We start from the raw sequence: 20,522 nt of genomic DNA, 5'->3' as shown, positions 1-20,522 counted from the left end.
ACTTTGGGTTTATTTTCCCGCTGCCGGGGCAACGGAATCTTTACTGCCGGCGGGTTTTACCACGGCGCCTTCCATCAGGGTTTCGATACCGGCGGTCACAATCTTATCGCCCCGCTGTACACCTTCCCTGACAATGAAGTTGTCCTGGCTTCTGCCTGCCAGCTGGAGAATGCGGCGTTGTACCTTGTTGCTGTCACCCAGCTGGTATACAAACACCTTGTCCTGCATTTCCAGGGTAGCGGCCTGCGGTACTTCTATCACACCGTTGAACAATTGTTCTACCCTCACTTTGCCGGTATTGCCGGAACGTAGCAGGGAAGCGGGGTTGGGGAAGGTGGCGCGCAGACTGATAGCAGCGGTGGTTTTGTTAAACTGACCGTCTACCATCTCAATACGCCCTTTCTGGTTATAGGTTTCTCCATTAGAGAGTATCAGCGTTACCGGGCGAAGTTGTTTCAGTTGTTGCTGTAAAGTCGCGCCGGAAGCGCCTTTGCTGAAATTCATAAAGTCGTTTTCACTCATGGAGAAATACGCATATACTTCGCTGATATCGGACAGGGTAGTGAGTGGCATAGCATCTGTTTTACCTACCAGGTTGCCGACCCTTTTTGGGATACGGCCAATATAGCCGCTCACCGGCGCTTTTACCAGGGCAAAACCTACATTGATGCGGGCGGCTGCTACAGCAGCTTTCGCCTGTTCTACATTGGCTTTAGCGGTTTGAAGGGTGGCAAGCGCGGTTTTCAGTTGCATCTCTGCCATCACTTTGGCGTCTACCAGGGGTTTTACTTTGTCCACCTCCAGTTGTGCGGCATTCAGGGCTGATTCCATTGCATGAAGACTGGCAATGTCCCTGTTGAGCTGCTCCCGGAAAGGTTGCTCGTTGACCTGGAACAAAGGCTGCCCGGCTTTTACATAGCTGCCTTCATCGACAAATATTTTATCGAGATAACCATCCACCTGTGGACGGATATCGACATTTACTTTTCCTTCCAGCAGGGCGGAATAATCGCTGACGGTCAGAGCCGAAGTCGTATCCAGGGTCATCACCGGCAGTTCCGGTACGGGAGCCTGCATACCGGCAGCTTCCGCACCGGCTTTGCTGCCGCAGCTGCTCAGGGCGGCGGGCAGCAGGCAGGCCATGATCATCCCTGGAATCAGATATCTGTTTCTTATGTTGCTTGTTAGGTGATTCATTGCCATCAATTTTTCTTTATAGGGGGCAAATGTGGCGTATTACAGGAGATGGGAAACCGACAATCGGGGTGAAGCGGAAAAAATGGGGGATGAACCGGAAAAGAGAGGAGATGAAAAAAGACCGCTGGTGGGCGGTCTTGATAAGTTTGTGAGGAGTGCTTGCTTTAACCAGGTAGTGGTGCAAACAACGTCATCTCGCTTTATTAGGTGAACGACCAAATTTCTTTTTAAACGCGCTACTAAAATGCTGTATAGACGAGTACCCCAGCATATCTGCAATTTCACCTACGGTTTTGTGATGATCCAGCAAATAGGTACGTGCCAGTTCCAGCCGCTGTTCCGCTACCAGTCCGAAGGCGGTGGTGTTAAACAGCTCCTTGAATCCGTGTTTCAACTTGTATTCGTTTAGTCCTGCCAGTTTGGCCAGTGCAGGAAGGGTAGGAGGATTTTCCAGGTTTTCCAGCAGATGTTCCCGGGCAAAGTGCAGCCGGTCGCGGTCATAAGCGGTGCGTACGATACTGCTTTGCCGTTGGTGATACTGATGATAGGATGCTGCCTGAAGTACCAGCATCTCAATAGCTTTGGAAAAAAGGAACATTTTTTTGATACCGCCCTGGTAACCGCAATGGAGGATAGCATTGATAGTCTGCTGCATGGACAGGTCTATGGGTAAACTGCGGTCAGATAATGCTCCTGGTTTGCCAGTCAGTACTTTGTCTGCAAAACGTTGCAATACTTCGTCTGAGTGTTCTGTGAGTTGCAGGAAAGTTTCTTTGGTAAATTGCAGGATAAAGGCGGAAGCATTCAATTCTTCATTGGAAACTATACCAGGCGCCATATTGTTGTACAACATGTTATGGGTATTGGTGGTAAAATGCAATGGCGCTTTACCTTCCAGCGATTCCATGACCATATGTCCCCGCATAATAAAATGCAGGTGGATCACATCATCTTCATTCTGCCAGCTCATCTGACTGCGGTTGTTGTATTCCCAGTCGCTTTTTATCATACGGATACCGTCAAACATCCAGTGAGACATTTGCCCCCGGCCGAAAGCCATCGATACTTCGGCAGACCCTTCATGTAATTGCGGTGTATTGATGCCCGGCTGTGTGCGATCGATTTGCGGCCGGCCATTTCCTGAGTCATCCCATTGCAGCGGCATGGTTCTTTTTCTACAAATCTAATTCCTTTTTATATAAATAAGGCTCCCTTTAATGTAAACGGAAAAAGCAACGCATACAGACCTTTGTCAGTATAAAAAATACTGCTAAATGAACACCTATTTATTGAGTTTGCTGCTGCACATCATCGGACTGTCTATGATGTCCGGTGTCGTGCTGGCTGGATTTATGGCCAATCGCCGTTTCTGGAAAGTATATGCTTCCGATCGTTTAAGGGCTGCCGCTATTTTGGATCTGACCGCCCGTTTTCCCATCATCATGGGTGTCGGTATGTTATTATTGCTGGTATCGGGTATCTATATGATGGCCCTGGTGCATGGTACCTATGGCGAGCAGCTTTGGTTCCGCATCAAAATGGGTATGGTAGTACTGCTGGTGCTGAATAGTGTGGTAGGAAGGAGACTGGGAAAAAAGATGCGGCCTGTTTTACTGGCGGTATCATCCAATGAAAAAATAGAAACGTCTCTGGAGCCGATCAAAGGCCAGTTAACGCTGTTTTACATGATACAGCTGTTGTTGTTGCTCGCCATTTTTACCTGTGGTGTATTGAAGTTTACCTGATTTTTCCCGCTGTACTATCTATCCAGTTGATCACCGCCTGTTGCTGTGCCGGCGTCCAAATGGCTTCTTTATGGACCAGGGTATAGGATGACAGTGGCATTTCTCCTTTAACGATTTGTTCCTTCATCTCTTTCAGTTTATGAAGCTGACGTTTGGAGGGATACTTGCCGAATTCATGGAAGTTCAGTTCTTTCTTGCCTTCGTTGACATGATTGGCCAGCCACCAGCCAACAGGTTGAATCTGTGCGTACCATGGATAATGTGTATAGTTACTGTGACAGTCATAACAGGCCTGTTGCAGGAGGGTATGTATACTGTCCGGCAGGGAAACAACCTGGCTGATATCTGCTGTTTGATCATCGCCCTGGTTTTTGACCGGTCTGAAAAGCTGTATGACAGCGAAAAGGAGCAATAATATGCCGGCTGTCCATTTGAGTTTTTTCATGTTGTAGTCCCCGGGGCGTCAAGCCCCGGGATGGTTAAGGTAAAGAAAATAAATGAAAATATGGTTATTGGATTAACTCCTTCACAGCTCCGCAACCTGCCATTTGCTGACCCATATAGGGGTTTTTTATGGCGGCAGATTCACTTAACCAATAAGCACCTTTATTTTGATTGTACATCGGGCAATGGGCATAGTATAACGGCTGTCCGCCACCGAAGGCTTTCACCAGCGCATACATATCGTCGCTCATCATGGTAAAGTGTTCCCGCTGATGCGTAATATTACCGGCGTTTTTGCCGATATGTTCGGCATGTTCTTTCAGGTCTGCCTCGTTGTCGGTATATATTTTCTTTTGCGCTGCGGTAAAGCCGGAAGCATCTATTTTCGCCAGCGCAGCGCTCATGGTCTCGCCGGCTTTGGCGGCGGCGGCATCATCATCGGCGGCAAGCGCATTCTTCAGTTGCAGGTAGCCGTCTACCACGCCTTTAAAAGCGGTGGTAATGGTAGGGGCGACGTCGATGAACTGTGGCCGGACGGTAGTGACATCTCTGGCGGCAGGTGCGGTATCATGATGATGCGCGGTAGCGGAGCTGTCGTTGTGACCGGCGTCATGACCGGCAGGTTGATGGTTGCAGGCGGCAAAGGCCAGTGTGGTAACCGCAAGGGTACTGAGGATGATAGTTTTCATGCGTATGTATTGAGTGTTATTGAATCGTTTCCTTTACTTCTCCGCAGGTGAGCATTTGGTCACCGAAATACGGGTTCTGTATGCCTTTTTCACTACTCAGCCAGTAACCGCCTTTGTCGTTCAGCGCCATAGGGCAGAAATCCACGTACAGCGCACCGCTGTTGAGTCCTGACTTTTTCACGAGCGCAATCAGGTCATTGCTCAAGGTAGCATAGGCCGCCCGTTGTGCTTCGATGTCTGCTGCAGCAATAATACTGGCGGCAGTTTTCACGGTTTGTTCAGCACCTGTCAGTTCTCTGGCGCCTGCTTCCAGGGCGTTGGCGGCGATTTTGGCTGCTGCTGCATCACCCTTGACAAGCGCCTGGGACAACAGCTGATACTGCTGATACACGGCGTTGAGCTGATCGTCTTTCAATTGAAGCGCTGCTGGAGCTGCTGCGGGAGTGGTCGCCTGTTGTGTGGAATCACTGTTGTTGGTTTTTGCAGCGTTGTTACCGCAGGCAGCCAGTACCAGGGCGGATAATACGGGCATACCCGCTTTCAGAAATGTGTTCATGGTGGTTCTTTTTTATAATGATAAAGAGATTAATGTTGATGACCGGCTGCTGCTGCCAGCGGATCGGCTCCTTTTTTCAGGATGTATTCACTGTAAAGCAGATACGCGCCGGTGACGACTACTTTATCGCCGGCACTCAACCCGTCAGTAATTTCTACGGCATCGTAATTTTCCATACCGGTAGCGACTATACGTGGTTCAAATTTGCCTTTGCTTTTTTCTATCCATACATGGGTTCCTTTACCATCGCGGATTACAGCATCTACCGGTAACGTAAGTACGTCGTTTTTGCTTTTAACGGGCAACAGGATATTGGCCTGCTGACCGGGTTGCCAGCGGTTCTCCGGATTGGGGATGGTACCACGCAACTGCATCAGCTGACTACCGCTTTGCAGGGCAGGATTGATAAATTGAACCGTCATCTGCTGAGGTTCCTGCTCCCAGCCGGCCACGATTACTTTCACGGTCTGACCGGGTTTTACGGCTTCGGCAGGGTAGAGGTCTGCTTCCACCCATAACTGATGATAGCCTTCCAGGCGCATGATAGCGCCGCCTTCCGTTACATACTGCCCTTCGGTAACAGACAGCTCTGCTACTACGCCGCCCTGTGGCGCGGGATATGTCACATAGGGATCTACCTTTTGCGATTGTACCAGCCGCTGTATATCGGTATCTGACTGATCATAAAGCGACAGCTTTTGCCGGGCACCTTTTTCAATCTGTGCAAACCGGGCATCATCGGGGAACTGCCGTACCTGTGCTACCGCCAGCAGGTATTCCTGTTGCAGGGAAGCCAGCTGCTCCGAATAGATGCGGTAGAGCGCTTGCCCTTTTTTGATGCTAACACCTGTTTCCTTTACGTATAGCGCTTCTACACGCCCGGGTACCCGGCTGGAGATAACGGTGGTTTTCTCCGGGTCGGTGGCCAGCCGGCCATTGAGTTGTTTGAAACCTGCCAGGTCACCGGCGCCGATGGTCATCGTGGTGATATTGGCAAGGGCTATCTGGCTGTTATCCAGCGTCAGCGAATGGTCTTTGTTGTTTTTGTCGAAGGGAACGAGGTCCATCCCGCAAATAGGACAGGTACCGGGTTTGTGCTGTACGATCTGCGGGTGCATGGGACAGGTGTACGTGGCTTGTTCGCCCGCCTGTGCTGCAGGTTTGCCGGTATCTTTGCAGGCAGCCAGCCATACCGCTGGCGCCAGGGATACGAGGACGATATTGCGCAGGAATTTTTTTCTTTCCATGGTTGTAAAAATTTAGGAAGATGATCACCGGGTTTTGATAAAACTTTCACTGTCTACCAGGTAAGCGGCATTGGACGCCACTTCCCAGTCGCCGATGGCAGCTGTTACCTGTACCATGCCGGCTATGACAGCGCCGGTAGTCACAGTTTCCGGTGTAAAGGCGCCGCCTGTTTTACGGAATACGAGCGACTGATTCCCGGACTGATACACGGCCTTGGCGGGCAGCCACCAGCCTTCACGGTATACAAGGGGAATGCTGGCGGTGAGCAGTTGCCCGGCCCTGAAATGATGCGTTCCCAGGTATACCCGTACCAGCGTGAAATTCTGGCCGTTGCGGTATACCGGTTCTATCAGCCCGATGGTACCGGGTTGCAGGGCGGCTTTGTCCTGTACCGGGTAAAACAACAGGCGTTGCTGTAGTTTTATTTTCGCCGCCAGTGAAGCAGGAATGGCGAATTCCGCGACCAGGTTGTCTGCCTGGTAAATGGTAAATAAAGATTGGCCGGCACTTACATACTGGCCTTCCCGCAGCATCACGGGCGTATTGGCGGGAGCCGCCGGCGTAGCCGGTGCAGCGCTGCCACCGCCGTTACCCATACCACCCATACCGTCCCCGGAGGGCGCGGCGGCAGTCGCGGCTGGCGCCATGGCAGCAGGTGCAGCAGCGCTGCTTTGCTCCAGGATATAGCCGTTGGCGTTGCTATATACCGGAACACGGTATAATATCCGGCCTGTTTTCAGTACCTGGGCTATCTGCGCCGGCTGCATACCCAGCAGCTGTAAACGCTGTTGAGCAGCGTTTTTCAGCGGACCGTCCTGTTTGGCGACGAGGAGTAGTTCCCGTTGTGCGGCGGCCAGTTCCGGCGAATAAATCTCCATGATCAGCTGACCTTTCTGCACCGGTTGGTAGTTGTATTTAATCAGCAACCGTTCTATGCGGCCGCCTGCGCGGCTGGCAATGCTGGTCTGCCGCCGGGTGTCGTAAGTGATCACACCGCTTACTTCGGAGGTGAAGATGCGGGTGCCGCTTTCGGCTTTGATTACCGGAATGGTGGCGATCACGCGGGCATTGACCGGCTGCGTCAGCGCGGTGATACTGCTGTCGGGCGTTTGTGCGTGACCGGTAGCATGTGTCTGCGCCGGTTTACGCTGGCAGGCGGCGAGGGCCAGCAAAGCCAGTGCGGCCGCCGACAGGATATTGATATTAACGATATAGTTGTTTCTCATAATCCACAATCATTTCATAGAGTTTCAATTTTTCATCCAGTATGTTGGACTGCATCATGGTCAGCGCTTCCCAGGAATCGATGACCGCGGAAAGCGACTGTTTGTTTTCCTGGTAGTTCACGAAACCTGCGTCCAGGGCTTGCCGCAGGGAAGGCACGATCTTATCTTCCATAGCGCTGATACGCTGTTGCATGGAACGGATCTCGTACTGCATACCGTACAGCATACCTTGTGTTTCCTGCAACATCGCCGCTTTTTCTTTTTCCATGGCAGCTACATTGTACTCCATGGCTTTGATACCGGATTTATACATCTTCGATGCCCAGGGCACTATCGGGATGCTGACCATGCCCATAGCGCTGAATGCCTTTGGCATCATAGATCCCAGCGGCTGCATGTGATCGAAACGTATTTTGAAATCAGGCTTTTTGTCCTTTTTCATACTTTCCACATTGAGTTGCATAGACCGGATGCTTTCGTTCATTTTGAACACATCCTGCCGTACGGCCGCCAGGGAAGCGGTGTCGTAAGAGGCAGCCGGTTCAAATACCGGCTGATAGGCCGTGTCAATATCGAAGGAATGATTACCGGGCCTGTTCATCAGGCTGTTAAGCCAGGCGCGTGCTTTGGCAATCGTGCCTTCCTGCATGCGGATCATATTGTGGTTGTCTTCCAGTTTGGCGGTGGTTTTATACACTCCGCTAAGCTGCGACTGATTATAGGGAAAACGCACTTCTTCAATCTTCTGCATGGTTTGCATGATCTTTTCATTTTCCTGCAACACCCGTATTTTTTGCTGTGCGATGATCCAGGTATAATACAGTCGTTTAGCCTGGGCATTGAACTCGTTGAGCGTGATGCCCCGGCTGGCTATTTCCACATTGCCCTGGGAGGCGATGAAACGTTTTTTGGCGGCCAGTTTTGCCGGATTGGGAATGTCCTGCTCCAGCTGTAGCATCAGGCTGCCTTTATCGCGGTCGTCCATCACCATTTGACCCGGATACGGTGTCATAAAGGTGCCGGCGCCCACCATGGGTGCCATCCAGGCGGTAGCAGCTTCGGCGCTGTGGTGGTAGCTTTCCGCTTTCAGGCGGTAAGATTGCAGCAATACGTTGTTGCTGTCTATTTTCTCAAGTATGGCTTGCAGGCTCATCACGGGCGATTGCTGTGCAACGGCGGGAACCGTTGCCAGTATCGCCAGCATGACTGCTATATATTTAGTGATGTACTTCATGGATCTCCAGTTTTCCGTGCTTACGCAATTCATATTCTTTTGTCATGAGGAAGATCAGCGGGGTCACCAGCAAAATATGCGTGGATGACGTGAGTACGCCGCCGATCATGGGCAGTACGATGGGTTTCATCACATCGGTGCCTACGCCGTTGGCCCATAAAACCGGTACCAGTCCGAATAAGGATACGCACACCGTCATCAACTTGGGACGAAGCCTTTTGGCGGCGCCATAGATCACATGTATACGCAGGTCCTCCCGGGTGATGGTGTCGGCGCTGTTGCCTTTCTGTTTCACCAGCTGTTGCATGGCATCGTTGAGGTAAATCACCATCACAATACCGGTTTCCACGGCAATGCCGAAGAGGGCGATGAAACCTACGGCCACGGCCACGGAAAGGTTCACGCCCCAGAAATAGATCATATATGCGCCGCCAATCAGGGCGAAAGGAACGGTGATCAGGCTCAGGAACGCTTCGCGGATAGAATGGAACGCGAAATACAGCGAGAAGAAAATGATGACCAATACCACCGGCGCAATCCACAACAGCGTTTGCTGGCCACGGATGAGGTTTTCGTATTGGCCGCTCCATTCCAGGTAGTAACCCTGTGGCAGGATACCCTGTGCCTGGCTCATTTTCTGAATGGCTTCCTGTACGGTGCTGCCCAGGTCGCGGTCACGGACGTTGAACAAAACAGCGCCGCGCAGCATGGCATTGTCAGAAGTGATCATCGGCGGACCGTCGGTGAATGTCACATCTGCTACGGCTGATAAAGGAATTTCGCCGGTGGAGGCAGACATAATAGGGATGCGGCGGATACGTTCCACACTGTTACGATAGTCTTGTGCCAGGCGTACACTGATAGAGAAACGTTGCCGTCCTTCGATCGTGTTACCGATAGGCGCACCGCCCAATGCGGTTTCTACGGTTTGGTTTACGTCGTCTACGTTGAGGCCGTAACGGGCCAGGTCGGCACGGCGAACGGTGATATCGAGGTATTTACCACCGGTAACGGGTTCAACGTACAGGTCGGTGATGCCGGGTGTACCTTCCAGTGCTTTCCGCACTTTTTCGGATACGGCGGCAATGGTGTCCAGCTGCTGGCCGTATACTTTCACGCCAACGTCTGTACGAATACCGGTAGCCAGCATGTTGATACGGTTAATGATGGGCTGTGTCCAGCCATTGACCACTCCGGGTATCTGCAATTTGGCATCCAGCTCGTCGATAATGTCTTTCTTTGTTTTGCCTTCCCGCCATTGTGATTTGGGCTTTAGCATGATGATGGTTTCAATCATGCTGATAGGGGAGTTATCCGTGGCGGTGCTGGCACGTCCGGCCTTGCCCAATACCTTTTCTACTTCGGGTACCGATTTGATGATCTTGTCCTGTACCTGCAGGATACGTTTGGCTTCAGCATTGGAGATATCAGGCAGGGTAACGGGCATAAACAGGATACTCTGTTCGTCCAGCGGCGGCATAAATTCACTGCCCAGGCTTTTCAGCAAAGGGATGGTGATCACCAGCGCTATTACATTGATGGCGATCGTGGTTTTACGCCACTTCAACACTCCCTTAATGACCGGTTCGTATATCCGTTCCAGGAATCGGTTCACCGGGTTGGCGTTGTCGGGCCGGAATTTGCCCTTCATAAAAAAGGAGATCAGGACAGGCGCCAGGGTAATCACCAGCAGGGCATCCATGATCATGATAAATGTTTTCGTATAGGCCAGCGGGTGAAAGAGTTTGCCTTCCTGACCGGTGAGCATAAACACGGGCAGGAAAGAGGTGATAATGATGATGGTAGCGAAAAATACGCCGCGCGACACCTGTTTGCTCGACTGCTCGATGACTTTCAGCCTTTCTTCTTCAGTGATCCACTGGGGTGGTTTTTTGAATATTTTTTTCAGCCAGTTCATGTTATTGCTTTTTTTGTTGTTCCTGCCAGTCGGCATATTTTTCGGCCAGATGTTTATAGGCATTTTCACTCATGATGATCCCGTTGTCTACGATCACGCCGATAGCCAGTGCGATGCCGGTGAGCGACATGATATTGGAGGAGATGCCGAAAGCATTTAGCAGCAGGAAGCTGGCGGCCAGGGTAACTGGTATCTGTATGATGATGCTGAGGGCGCTGCGCCAGTGGAAAAGGAAGATGATCACCACCACAGATACCACGATCATTTCTTCGATCAGGGTATGTCTGATGGAGTCTACGGATTCTTTGATGAGTTCCCCGCGGTCATATACAATGTCGAACTTCACTTTCTCCGGAAAACCTTTGGCCACTTCCTGCATTTTGGCTTTTACGCGGTCTATTACTTCGGCGGCATTTTCGCCATAACGCATCACTACGATACCGCCTACACGTTCTCCTTGTCCGTCCTGGTCAAAAATGCCGAGGCGCGTTTCGCCGGTCATTTGAACGGTAGCTACATCGGCTACCCGTATGGGGATGCTGTTCTGGGTTTTGACCGATATATTGCCGATTTCTTCGGCTGATTTCAGGTAACCGGAAGTTTTGATGATATAACCGATGTCGCTGATTTCAAACTTACGGCCGCCGGACTCGTTGTTGTTGGTGCGGATAGCATTGATCACTTCCGGCACGGAGAGGCGGTAATACAGCAGTTTGTTGGGGTCTACAGTGACCTGGTATTGTTTCTGGAAACCGCCGAAAGAAGCGATTTCACTGACGCCTTCCACGTTTTGCAGGGCGAATTTAATGTACCAGTCCTGCAGGGCGCGTTGTTCTCCCAGGTCCATTTGCGGTGCATCCAGCGTATACCAGAGGATGTGGCCTACACCGGTGCCGTCCGGCCCGAGTTGAGGAGAAACGCCGGTGGGCAGGGAGCGGGATACGGTGCTAAGCCGTTCCAGTACTCTTTCCCGCGCCCAGTAAATGTCTACATCATCATTAAAAATGACATAGATAAAACTCATACCAAACATGGAAGAGCCGCGTACATATTTGATTTTGGGCAGTCCCTGGAGGTTGGTCACCAGTGGATAGGTGATCTGGTCTTCTATCAGCTGCGGGCCCCGGCCCATCCATTCCGTAAAAACGATGACCTGGTTTTCAGACAGGTCGGGGATGGCGTCAATTGGATTTTTTTTGACGGCATAGATACCCCAGGCGAACAGGGCGGCAGCCAGCACCAGCACAATAAAGCGGTTGCGCAGCGACCATTCAATGATTCGATGTACCATATATATATTTTCAATGGGTACCAGAAGATAACAAAAACTACTGCAGACATAGGGCAGACGCAGGTGCACAGGGTATAACGGAAAGGGTTATACGTATACAAGGTGCCAGGTTATCTCCCGAAAAAAGTAATAAAAGAAGGTAAGAAAGCAACGGCAGGATCACCGTGCTACAGGAAGGGATATCAAACGCGGAAAATACAATGCAGGATATAGGGCTGTACTTTACTATAATAAGGCGGTGCGTGGCTCACCGGATGGCTGGTAGCCAGCGACACGATACGTGCCGGCGGTAATACCGCATAGCTGACAGGAACATCGGCGGCCGGCAGCTGCAGGAAAGGCAGGGCATGGGCGGTTACCTTATGGTCTTTTTCCAGCTTAACGGTTTTATGTTCGTCCTTGCAGCATTTTTTTGGACATCCTTTTTTACTCAGATCTGTCTTACAATGACTGCAGGGTTGTTTATCCCCGTGCCACAACGCTACATCTACCAGCTTGCCCATGCAATAGTGCATGTGGAACGTGGCGCCGGTGGAGGTGCCAACGTACAGCAGCAGGAACAGCAGTGTGAGGACTTTCTTCATATGTAGGCAAAAGTAGCCGTAAGGTCCGGAATGGTTGTTACATAATTTTAGGTTTTTTTATATTTTTTTGTGATGATAGCTGATCTGTTCGTGATCGGGTGCTTTTTTGTAACTTGTAACACTTATCGTGTGTACAATGGATGCTAAACTGGATATTCTGTCTTACCTCAATACGCATTTCCCCGTGCTGGACAAGGCACTGAAAGACCACTTATCAGAGATCGGTACTTTACAGGAGGTGCCGGCAGGCACGGTATTGCTGCAACAGGGGCAATACATCAAATACACGGTGCTGGTGCTGGAAGGCAGGATCAAGCTATACCGCGAAGGAGAAGATCTCGGTGAATTTTTTATGTACTACCTGGAGCCGGGCGATGCCTGCGCTATTTCTATGGTATGTGTGGCTTCCGGTAAGGCCAGTGAAGTAATGGCCAAAGCAGTAGAGGATTCCGTGGTATTGATGATACCCGTATACCATATGGAAGCGCTGATGAAAGACTATAAAAGCTGGTATCAGTTTGTGATCGAATCCTATCGTCGCCGCTTCGAAGAGGTACTGAATGTGCTCGATAGTACTGTATTTAAAAACATGGACGAACGACTTTTATCCTATATCCGGTCCCAGGCCACCAAACTGGGTACCCGGGAATTGAAATTAACCCACCAGGAGATTGCTACAGACCTCCATTCGTCCAGGGAAGTGGTTTCCCGTTTGCTCAAGAAAATGGAGCAGAAAGGCATCGTTAAACTGAATAGAAACTCGATAGAAGTACTGCCTGTGTAACCTAAGTCACTGAGTTTGCTTAAAGCGGTCCGTACTTTTGTATGGAAAGTAAAGCAAATGTGTAACAGATGGAAATATTAGGTTATATCGCGGCAGCGCTGATAGGTATGTCACTGGGACTGATCGGTGGCGGCGGGTCTGTACTGACCTTGCCGGTACTGGTATATCTCTTTGGTATTACGCCGGCGGCCGCTACTTCGTACTCACTTTTTATTGTAGGCTCCACCAGCCTGGTAGGCGCGATAGGCAACTATCGTAAGAAACGGGTGAATATACCGATAGCGATGCTGTTTGGTATACCATCCATCGCGGCCGTATGGCTTACGCGCCACTTCCTGATGCCGGTTATTCCGGTAGAATTGTTTAAGATAGGCGGTTTTATGGTCGGCCGGGAACTGGCGCTGATGTTGCTATTCGCTGGATTGATGCTGCTGGCGTCCTTTTCCATGATCCTGGGTAAAAGCAGGGAACCGGAAACGGGAAAGCCGATGGATACCACCGGAAAAATCCGCCTGGTGCTCTATGGTGCGCTGATTGGAGGGGTGACTGGCCTGCTGGGCGCTGGTGGCGGTTTTCTCATCATCCCGGCGCTGATCATGATAGCAGGCCTGCCGATGAAAACAGCGGTGGGTACCTCCCTGATGATCATGGCCATGAGTACCCTGATTGGTTTTATGGGAGATACCGGCCACGCGGATATCAACTGGACACTGCTGCTGGTGTTAAGTGCTATTGCAGTAGCGGGTGTACTGGCAGGCGGACTGCTTTCCCGGAGGATACCGGGAGCCCGGTTAAAACACGCTTTCGGCTGGTTTGTACTGGCCATGGGCGTTTACATCATCCTGCTGGAAACATGGCTGAAATAAGAAAATAGTTGTGTAACAATTGTCACCGCCCTGGTGAACAAATGGCTGCACCTTTGTAACATAAACATATCAATAAATGACGATCCTCGAATTTTTACAACAACCCTGGCCCTGGTATGTGGCGGGTCCGCTGATTGGTCTCACCGTACCGGCACTGCTGCTGTTGGGCAACAAATCCTTTGGCATCAGTTCTTCCCTGCGGCATATCTGTGCAGCCTGTGTACCGGCTAAGGTGCCCTTTTTCCACTACGACTGGAAAAAGGAAGCCTGGAACCTCTTTTTCGTAGGGGGGATACTGTTAGGTGGTATTATTGCCGGTAACTTATTATCCAGTCCGGAACCGGTGGCGGTGAACCCTAAACTGGTCACAACGCTGGCGCAATATGGTATCACCGATTTTCACTCGCTGGTACCCGGACAGCTGTTCAACTGGCCCGCTTTGTTATCTGTACGCGGACTGGTGATGATGATCGGTGGCGGTTTCCTGGTGGGCTTCGGTACCCGTTACGCAGGCGGTTGTACCAGTGGTCATGCTATCATGGGATTATCTACCCTGCAATGGCCTTCACTGGTAGCGACCATCTGTTTTATGATCGGCGGTTTTTTCATGGCCAACCTGGTACTGCCTTTTATTCTTTCACTGTAATGCAAACATTTTTATGAATACATGGTTTAGTCAATTAAAATACCTGCTGGCCGGCACCATTTTCGGCATCCTGCTGGTAAAGGCAGAAGTGATCAGCTGGTTCCGTATACAGGAAATGTTCCGCCTGCAATCGTTTCACATGTATGGTGTGATCGGTACGGCCGTGATAGTGGGCATGTTATCGGTGTGGTTGATCAAAAAATTCAATATCAAAACAATGGATGGAGAAACAGTCGTGATCCATCCCAAAAAATTCAATAAAGGACAGATCTACGGCGGACTGATATTCGGGTTAGGCTGGGCTATCACCGGCGCATGTCCGGGCCCGCTGTTTGCACAAATCGGTGTAGGCGCTACCGTAGTCGCGGTCACCTTACTGAGTGCCATTGCCGGTACCTGGGTGTACGGCCGTTTCAGAGATCAATTACCTCATTAAAATATAATAGCTATGGAGATCAGACAATTTGAAGATAAGGGACTGGCGCATTATTCCTATGCGGTATACAGTGAACAGGCAAATGAAATCATCCTCGTAGATCCTTCCCGTGATGTGACGCCTTACCTGGCGTTTGCAGCGGAGAAAAGAGCTACTATCACCGGGGTGATCGAAACACATCCGCACGCGGATTTCGTCAGCAGCCACCTCGAGCTGCATGATACCACCGGGGCTACCATCTATTGTTCCGCCCTGGTAGGCGCCGCGTACCCGCATACTACTTTCGACGATGGACAAACAATAACGACAGGCGAACTGACCTTTAAAGCCCTGAATACGCCCGGTCACTCGCCGGATAGTATCAGTATTGTATTGGAAGAAAAAGGCGTGGTGAAAGCCGTCTTTACCGGAGACACTTTGTTTATCGGCGACTGTGGCCGCCCCGACCTGCGGGAGAAAGCAGGTAACCTTACCGCTACCCGGTCCGACCTGGCGCGGCAGATGTACCATTCCCTCCGGGAGAAGCTGATGACACTGCCGGACCAAACCCTGGTATACCCCGCCCATGGCGCCGGTACATTATGTGGTAAATCCCTGAGCGCAGCCAATAGCAGCACCATCGGCGCGGAAAAACTTACCAATTGGAGTTTACAGGATTACACCGAAGATGCCTTTGTAGCGGAACTGTTATCACAACAGCCCTACATTCCGAAATATTTCCCGTATGACGTGGACATCAACCGGAAAGGTGCCACCGCCATGGTACCGGCATTGGAAAAAGTGCCTGCCGTTACTAAAGCGGAAGAGGGGATAACGATCGTAGATACCCGTCCTGCTGCGTTGTTCAAACAAGGCCACCTGCCGAAGGCTATCAACCTGCAGCTGAAAGGTAAGTTTGAAACCTGGTTAGGTAGCGTGATAGCGCCTGGCGAAGCCTTTTACCTGGTGGCTGCAGATGATGCACAGCTGGAAGAAGCACTGCTGAAATCCGCCAGCATCGGTTATGAAAGTATGGTGCGCGGCGCGATGGTATATGCCGGTGGCACCGCCACCATGGACCCGTTGCCGCTGGATACCTTTAAAGCGCATCCGGAGCAGTTCACTATCGTAGATGTACGGATGGATAATGAAACACAGACCGGATTGCTCATACCCGGCGCTATTACCATTCCGCTGGACCAGTTACGGGAACGGTTAAACGAAATCCCAACCGCTAAACCGGTAGTGGTGCATTGCGCAGGAGGGTATCGCAGCGCCGCAGGCAGCAGTATTGTCGCAGCGGTGTTGGATACGCCGGTGTATGACCTGGGAGAAGACATCAAAGCGTTTTAAGTGAACGAATATAAATCCACCAGCGGGCCGGTTCTCCGGTCCGCTTTTTTATGCGATCCGGAAATTGTACAGATTTATGTCAACATTGTACAAAAGAAGTGGGATAAAGGAACGTTACATTTGCTGACAATCAATCTAAACAATATGAAAGCGATTATAGTAAAAGCTGCTGGCGGTGTTGACCAGCTCGAACTAACCGATCTGCCGGTACCGGAGATCGCTATGGGAGAAGTATTGGTGCAGGTGAAAGCGATCAGCATCAACCCGGTAGATGTGAAAACCCGCGCCGGTAAAGGACAATTCAATAAACTGCAGGCCAATCCCCCGGTGATATTGGGGTGGGATATTTCCGGAATAGTGACCGGCTCCCGTTCTCCGCGTTTTAAGGAAGGGGATGCCGTGTTTGGTATGGTCAATTTCCCGGGTCACGGTAAAGCCTATGCGGAGTATGTAGCTGCTCCGGCAGACCACCTGGCGCATAAGCCTGCGGGTATATCCCATGAAGAAGCGGCCGCGGCTACGCTGGCGGCGTTAACGGCCTTGCAGGCATTTAACAGCACCCAAATCAATCCCCTTGATAAAGTGCTCATACACGCAGCCGCCGGTGGAGTAGGGCATTATGCAATACAGTTAGCCAAAGAGCTGGGCGCTTATGTGATTGGTACGGCATCTGCTGCCAACCGCGATTTTGTGCTGGGACTCGGCGCCGACGAGCACTTCGATTACAAAGCGGCTCCTTTTGAATCTCATTATCACGACCTGGACCTGGTGCTCGATTCCATGGGCGGCGATTACATCGCCCGTTCCCTGAAAGTACTGCGTCCACAGGGGACTATCATCAGCCTGCCAAGCGGACTGCGGGAAACAGTGGGAGAACAGGCCGCTGCTGAGGGTAAAAACGGATACTTTATTACCGTCGCTTCCAGCGGTAAAGACATGGAGCAACTGGCCGGCCTCCTGGAACGCGGAAGACTCAAATCCCATGTGTCTGCCGTGTTCCCGTTTGAAGAAATGGCCAAAGCGCATCTGCAGATTGAAAGCAACAGTACCCGTGGTAAAGTAGTGGTTCAGATCTGATGATCCCCCGGTAATATCATCAGCTTCGGAATGCGCACGTGTTCCGGCTGCTGCATGATAAACTTCACCGTATCCACGATATTATCTACCGTAAGTGGGTGATGGATACCCATGCTTTCTTTGGGATGTACGTCCCAGTCTTTATGCAGTTCCGTCATTACCAGACCGGGTTCTATACACGAAATTTTCACCGGGGTACCGGCCAGTTCCATGCGCAACGCTTCGGACAGGGCCTCCATAGCAAATTTGGTGGCAGCGTAGGCGCCGGCGGTAGGACGTACTTTGGTGCCCATTACGCTCGACAGGTTGATGACATGACCGAAGCCCTGTGTGATAAAACGTTTCAGGACGAGGTAAGTCAGGCGGAAAGTCGCTTCCACATTCAGTCTTATCATATCCGCCATTTTGTCGATATCAATATCGTTAATGGAACCCGCTTCAATGGTACCGGCGCAATTAAAAAGATAATCGCAGCGGCCATAAGTGTCAAACATGGTCTGTACAACCTGCTGCTGAAAATGCGGATCTGTAAGATCGCCGGGTATCAACAGTGTATTGGGAGCATCCAGCTCCTGTAAACGTTCCTGCCGGCGGGCGGTTACAATAACAGTATGACCTTCTGCTGCCAGCGCCCGGGCAATGGCATAACCAATGCCACTGCTGGCGCCGGTTACCAGGCATATTTTAGAAGATTGATCGTTTTTCATAAAGACAAAATAAACAATTGTGACGGCATATACCCCTGCAATTGTCGCATTGGCACCGTACTTTTTTGCAGCATCCTTTGTAGGTTTGTATCGTCAATCATTACAACATGGGAACGAAATTCACCACTACCGACGAGTACATGGCCACCGTGCCGGAAGAAAGCCTGGAGAAAGCTGTGGAGATCCGTGAAATCATCCGCAAAGCAGCGCCTAAAGCTACAGAGGTTATCAGTTATAATATACCGGCCTTTAAGCTCAATAAGGTGCTGGTTTGGTTTGCAGCTTACAAGGGGCATATCGGTTTTTATCCCGGTGGAACGACAATTAGCGTTTTCAAGGACGAGCTGTCCGCTTATAAAACTTCTAAAGGCGCTATCCAGTTTCCACTGGACAAACCCTTGCCTGTAGCGCTGATCAATAAAATCGTGAAATATAGAATCAAAGAAGTAGCAGAATAAGGCCTTCGGCCGATGCCTGCGCAGGCTGCTATTGCATGATTTTTTTGATATCTTCCAGGAATTCGGTCCGTTGATCGGCAAATGGGTAGTGGGAGCAGTTCTCAATACTGTAGAAATTGTTTTTACCTACCAGGTTCCGCATATCGCTGAATTGTTTTTCGGAGAAAATACGGTCCTGCCGGCCATAGACGGCAAAGAGTTGTACACCCTTTTGCTGTATTTTTTTCAGGGTTTTCCGGGTATCGATGTTGACCTGTTTTTCATTTTGATAGAATTTCACAGGCGCCGTATCATTCCTGATATTGGCGGCACGGAAAGGACCATCCTCATATTGTTGATGTACCGCTCTGGATTCCGTTGTGGGCGATGGCATATCAAAATAGCCATACGCACTGGCCACTTCATAACATTTTTTCCGGTAGCCGGCGCTGTTTTTATTCAACTGCTTTATCAGCGCAATCTTTTGCAGGGTGGCGCTGTCATTTCGTTCCATCGCCAGTTTACCGGTAGTTAACAAAATATGGTCGTAGGTTTCCTGTTGTGAAAACAGGGCGTCTGTTAATATAAGTCGTTTTACTTTTTCCGGATATGCCGCCGTATACAACGTGGAAACAATTCCCCCAAAGCTATGTCCGATAAGGCTTACCTGTTGAAGGTTGTAGGTGCTGATCAGGTTGTTGAGGTCATTAAAGGCCTCCTGGAAAGTAAAGGTGGCTGTGGTATCGATAGAACGTCCTTCGCCTCTGCGATCGTACACAATCACATAAAAACCTTTTTCCGCGAGGGTTTCGGCAGTGGTGCCCTCAAAAAGCGTAGCATTACCCCGGGGGCCGCCATGGATGTAGATGAGCGCCGGGTTGCCGGGCTTTCCATAGGCTTTGGAATAAATGGTTTGTGCAGCAGCCGGATGGCAGAAAACAATGGAAAGCAGTAGTAATACTACCGTAGTAAGGCGCATGGCTATTTTCGTTTGGTGGTAAAGGTAACCTTTTGGGTGGATTCCCGTTCAATCAGTTTGCCCGGCAACACCACTTCCTCGGCGATAAAATTTTTCTTCCGGATATGATTCAGTAACAACTGGCAACTGACCTTGCCGATCTCAAATGCCGGTTCAGCAATGGTGCTCAGGGAAGGGGAGATAATAGCCGATACCGGATCGTTGGTAAAACCAATCACGCCCACTTCTTTGCCCGGGATGACATTCATTTCCTTCATGGCCAGCATGGCGCCAACCGCCTTACGATCGTTCACCGCAAAAATGGCGTCTGGTTTGGATGACAGTTGCCACAACTGCCGAAAGTCCTGGTAGCCGCTATCCTGCGAGAAGCCGGAGTGAATAATCCAGGAATCCTGTACGGGTAGTTTATGTTTGCGAAGTGCATCCAGGTAACCTTGCAGGCGGTTGCCGGTGAAGGTAAGTCCCTGTGGCCCGGCGATATGCGCAATACGCCGGTACCCTTTGGCAACCAGGTGTTCGGTGGCTTCAAATGCACCGTTATAATCATCCTGCATCACTTTACTCGTGCTAACGTGCTCGGCTACACGGTCAAAAAACACCACCGGTACACCGTCGTTGATAATTTCCTGGAAATGGTCGCAGGCATCGGCCTGGGAGGATACGGATACGAGCATGCCGTCCAGGCTGCTGAAAGACAGATTACGGATAATACTCAGTTCCCGCTCTGCATCGTCATTGGTGACATGTAATATCAGGTTGTAGCCATGGCGATAGGCTACCTCCTGTATACCGGTAAATACCGTGGAGAAATAATAATTGGTAATGCCCGGCAACAAAACGGCCAGGTTATGGGAACTGTTTTTCACCAGTCCCATAGCATTAAAGTTTGGCCGGTAGTTGAGCTCTGCTGCTTTGGCCAGTACCATTTGCCGGGTTTCGGCATTCACATCATAAGTATCCCGCATAGCCCTGGAAACCGTTGATACAGAGATGTTCAACGCCCGGGCAATATCTTTTATCGTAGCATAGTGTCGGCGCATATGCCCGAATATAAGAAAACGCCGGTGTTTTCGGTAACGTTACCGGTGAATTTCCGGCAAAACGTTTTAATGCGGTGTATTTTAGG

Annotated in this window: 22 protein-coding genes; 8 read left to right on the top strand and 14 right to left on the bottom strand. The window is 50.6% G+C overall.

Features of this window, described 5'->3' with window-relative positions; genetic code table 11:
• Positions 1-9 precede the first annotated feature (9 nt).
• Together ICL07_RS01820 and ICL07_RS01815 are read right to left on the bottom strand one after the other, a co-directional pair.
• Complete coding sequence (locus tag ICL07_RS01820) at positions 10-1,197, bottom strand: efflux RND transporter periplasmic adaptor subunit (RefSeq protein ID WP_246484957.1); 1,188 nt, start codon at positions 1,195-1,197, stop codon at positions 10-12.
• Positions 1,198-1,387: 190 nt separating this feature from the next.
• Positions 1,388-2,362, bottom strand: a complete 975-nt coding sequence (locus ICL07_RS01815) for a helix-turn-helix transcriptional regulator (protein WP_188086240.1) — start codon at positions 2,360-2,362, stop codon at positions 1,388-1,390.
• Between the two features lie 109 nt (positions 2,363-2,471).
• Here ICL07_RS01815 and ICL07_RS01810 point away from each other — a divergent pair, with 109 nt between their 5' ends.
• Complete coding sequence (locus ICL07_RS01810; RefSeq protein ID WP_188086239.1) at positions 2,472-2,942, top strand: hypothetical protein; 471 nt, start codon at positions 2,472-2,474, stop codon at positions 2,940-2,942.
• On the opposite strand, the gene ICL07_RS01805 is transcribed toward ICL07_RS01810, so the two are convergent.
• From ICL07_RS01805 to ICL07_RS01765, 9 genes are all read right to left on the bottom strand, one after another.
• On the bottom strand, positions 2,935-3,387 hold the full coding sequence (locus ICL07_RS01805) for a heme-binding domain-containing protein (RefSeq protein WP_188086238.1): 453 nt from the start codon (positions 3,385-3,387) through the stop codon (positions 2,935-2,937). The genes ICL07_RS01810 and ICL07_RS01805 overlap by 8 nt on opposite strands.
• 64 nt (positions 3,388-3,451) lie before the next feature.
• Complete coding sequence (locus ICL07_RS01800; protein WP_188086237.1) at positions 3,452-4,075, bottom strand: DUF3347 domain-containing protein; 624 nt, start codon at positions 4,073-4,075, stop codon at positions 3,452-3,454.
• 16 nt (positions 4,076-4,091) lie between these two features.
• Entirely contained in the window at positions 4,092-4,631 is a 540-nt protein-coding gene (locus tag ICL07_RS01795; protein ID WP_188086236.1) for a DUF3347 domain-containing protein, read from the bottom strand.
• 29 nt (positions 4,632-4,660) lie between these two features.
• On the bottom strand, positions 4,661-5,878 hold the full coding sequence (locus ICL07_RS01790) for an efflux RND transporter periplasmic adaptor subunit (RefSeq protein WP_188086235.1): 1,218 nt from the start codon (positions 5,876-5,878) through the stop codon (positions 4,661-4,663).
• Positions 5,879-5,902: 24 nt separating this feature from the next.
• Positions 5,903-7,105 (bottom strand): efflux RND transporter periplasmic adaptor subunit, encoded by a 1,203-nt coding sequence (locus ICL07_RS01785; RefSeq protein ID WP_188086234.1) that lies wholly within the window; start codon positions 7,103-7,105, stop codon positions 5,903-5,905.
• Positions 7,083-8,339 (bottom strand): TolC family protein, encoded by a 1,257-nt coding sequence (locus ICL07_RS01780; protein ID WP_188086233.1) that lies wholly within the window; start codon positions 8,337-8,339, stop codon positions 7,083-7,085. The genes ICL07_RS01785 and ICL07_RS01780 overlap by 23 nt, the downstream gene beginning before the upstream one ends.
• Positions 8,323-10,257, bottom strand: a complete 1,935-nt coding sequence (locus tag ICL07_RS32575; RefSeq protein WP_188086232.1) for an efflux RND transporter permease subunit — start codon at positions 10,255-10,257, stop codon at positions 8,323-8,325. Before ICL07_RS32575 ends, ICL07_RS01780 begins: the two co-directional genes overlap by 17 nt.
• Position 10,258: 1 nt before the next feature.
• Positions 10,259-11,548: an efflux RND transporter permease subunit gene (locus ICL07_RS32570; RefSeq protein WP_188086231.1), complete on the bottom strand. Its 1,290-nt coding sequence runs from the start codon at positions 11,546-11,548 to the stop codon at positions 10,259-10,261.
• A 182-nt stretch (positions 11,549-11,730) separates the two neighbouring features.
• Positions 11,731-12,132 carry an HYC_CC_PP family protein gene (locus ICL07_RS01765; protein ID WP_188086230.1) on the bottom strand — a complete coding sequence of 134 codons (402 nt, stop codon included), beginning with the start codon at positions 12,130-12,132 and terminating at the stop codon, positions 11,731-11,733.
• Positions 12,133-12,268: 136 nt separating this feature from the next.
• Here ICL07_RS01765 and ICL07_RS01760 point away from each other — a divergent pair, with 136 nt between their 5' ends.
• The 6 genes from ICL07_RS01760 (at position 12,269) to ICL07_RS01735 (ending at position 17,273) form a co-directional block, all read left to right on the top strand.
• Positions 12,269-12,916, top strand: coding sequence for a Crp/Fnr family transcriptional regulator (locus ICL07_RS01760; RefSeq protein WP_188086229.1), 648 nt, complete (start codon positions 12,269-12,271; stop codon positions 12,914-12,916).
• A gap of 68 nt (positions 12,917-12,984) precedes the next feature.
• Positions 12,985-13,782 carry a sulfite exporter TauE/SafE family protein gene (locus tag ICL07_RS01755; protein ID WP_188086228.1) on the top strand — a complete coding sequence of 266 codons (798 nt, stop codon included), beginning with the start codon at positions 12,985-12,987 and terminating at the stop codon, positions 13,780-13,782.
• A gap of 76 nt (positions 13,783-13,858) precedes the next feature.
• Positions 13,859-14,428 (top strand): YeeE/YedE family protein, encoded by a 570-nt coding sequence (locus ICL07_RS01750; protein ID WP_223151724.1) that lies wholly within the window; start codon positions 13,859-13,861, stop codon positions 14,426-14,428.
• A gap of 13 nt (positions 14,429-14,441) precedes the next feature.
• Positions 14,442-14,864 carry a DUF6691 family protein gene (locus tag ICL07_RS01745; protein ID WP_188086227.1) on the top strand — a complete coding sequence of 141 codons (423 nt, stop codon included), beginning with the start codon at positions 14,442-14,444 and terminating at the stop codon, positions 14,862-14,864.
• Between the two features lie 12 nt (positions 14,865-14,876).
• Positions 14,877-16,196 (top strand): MBL fold metallo-hydrolase, encoded by a 1,320-nt coding sequence (locus tag ICL07_RS01740; protein ID WP_188086226.1) that lies wholly within the window; start codon positions 14,877-14,879, stop codon positions 16,194-16,196.
• Positions 16,197-16,340: 144 nt separating this feature from the next.
• Positions 16,341-17,273, top strand: coding sequence for an NADP-dependent oxidoreductase (locus ICL07_RS01735; RefSeq protein ID WP_188086225.1), 933 nt, complete (start codon positions 16,341-16,343; stop codon positions 17,271-17,273).
• Here the strand turns inward: ICL07_RS01735 and ICL07_RS01730 are convergent.
• Positions 17,264-17,980, bottom strand: coding sequence for an SDR family oxidoreductase (locus tag ICL07_RS01730; protein ID WP_188086224.1), 717 nt, complete (start codon positions 17,978-17,980; stop codon positions 17,264-17,266). The genes ICL07_RS01735 and ICL07_RS01730 overlap by 10 nt on opposite strands.
• Positions 17,981-18,087: 107 nt before the next feature.
• On the opposite strand from ICL07_RS01730, the gene ICL07_RS01725 reads away from it, so the two are divergent.
• A complete protein-coding gene (locus ICL07_RS01725; RefSeq protein WP_188086223.1) occupies positions 18,088-18,438 on the top strand; it encodes an iron chaperone in 351 nt (116 codons plus the stop codon).
• Positions 18,439-18,466: 28 nt separating this feature from the next.
• Here ICL07_RS01725 and ICL07_RS01720 read toward each other — a convergent pair whose 3' ends face one another.
• Positions 18,467-19,396, bottom strand: a complete 930-nt coding sequence (locus ICL07_RS01720) for an alpha/beta fold hydrolase (RefSeq protein ID WP_188086222.1) — start codon at positions 19,394-19,396, stop codon at positions 18,467-18,469.
• 2 nt (positions 19,397-19,398) lie between these two features.
• Positions 19,399-20,436, bottom strand: a complete 1,038-nt coding sequence (locus ICL07_RS01715) for a LacI family DNA-binding transcriptional regulator (RefSeq protein ID WP_188086221.1) — start codon at positions 20,434-20,436, stop codon at positions 19,399-19,401.
• Positions 20,437-20,522 lie beyond the last annotated feature (86 nt).

This window comes from Chitinophaga qingshengii (genome assembly GCF_014529935.1).
Lineage (GTDB): Bacteria > Bacteroidota > Bacteroidia > Chitinophagales > Chitinophagaceae > Chitinophaga > Chitinophaga qingshengii.
This window is presented reverse-complemented; position numbering and strand designations above follow the sequence as displayed.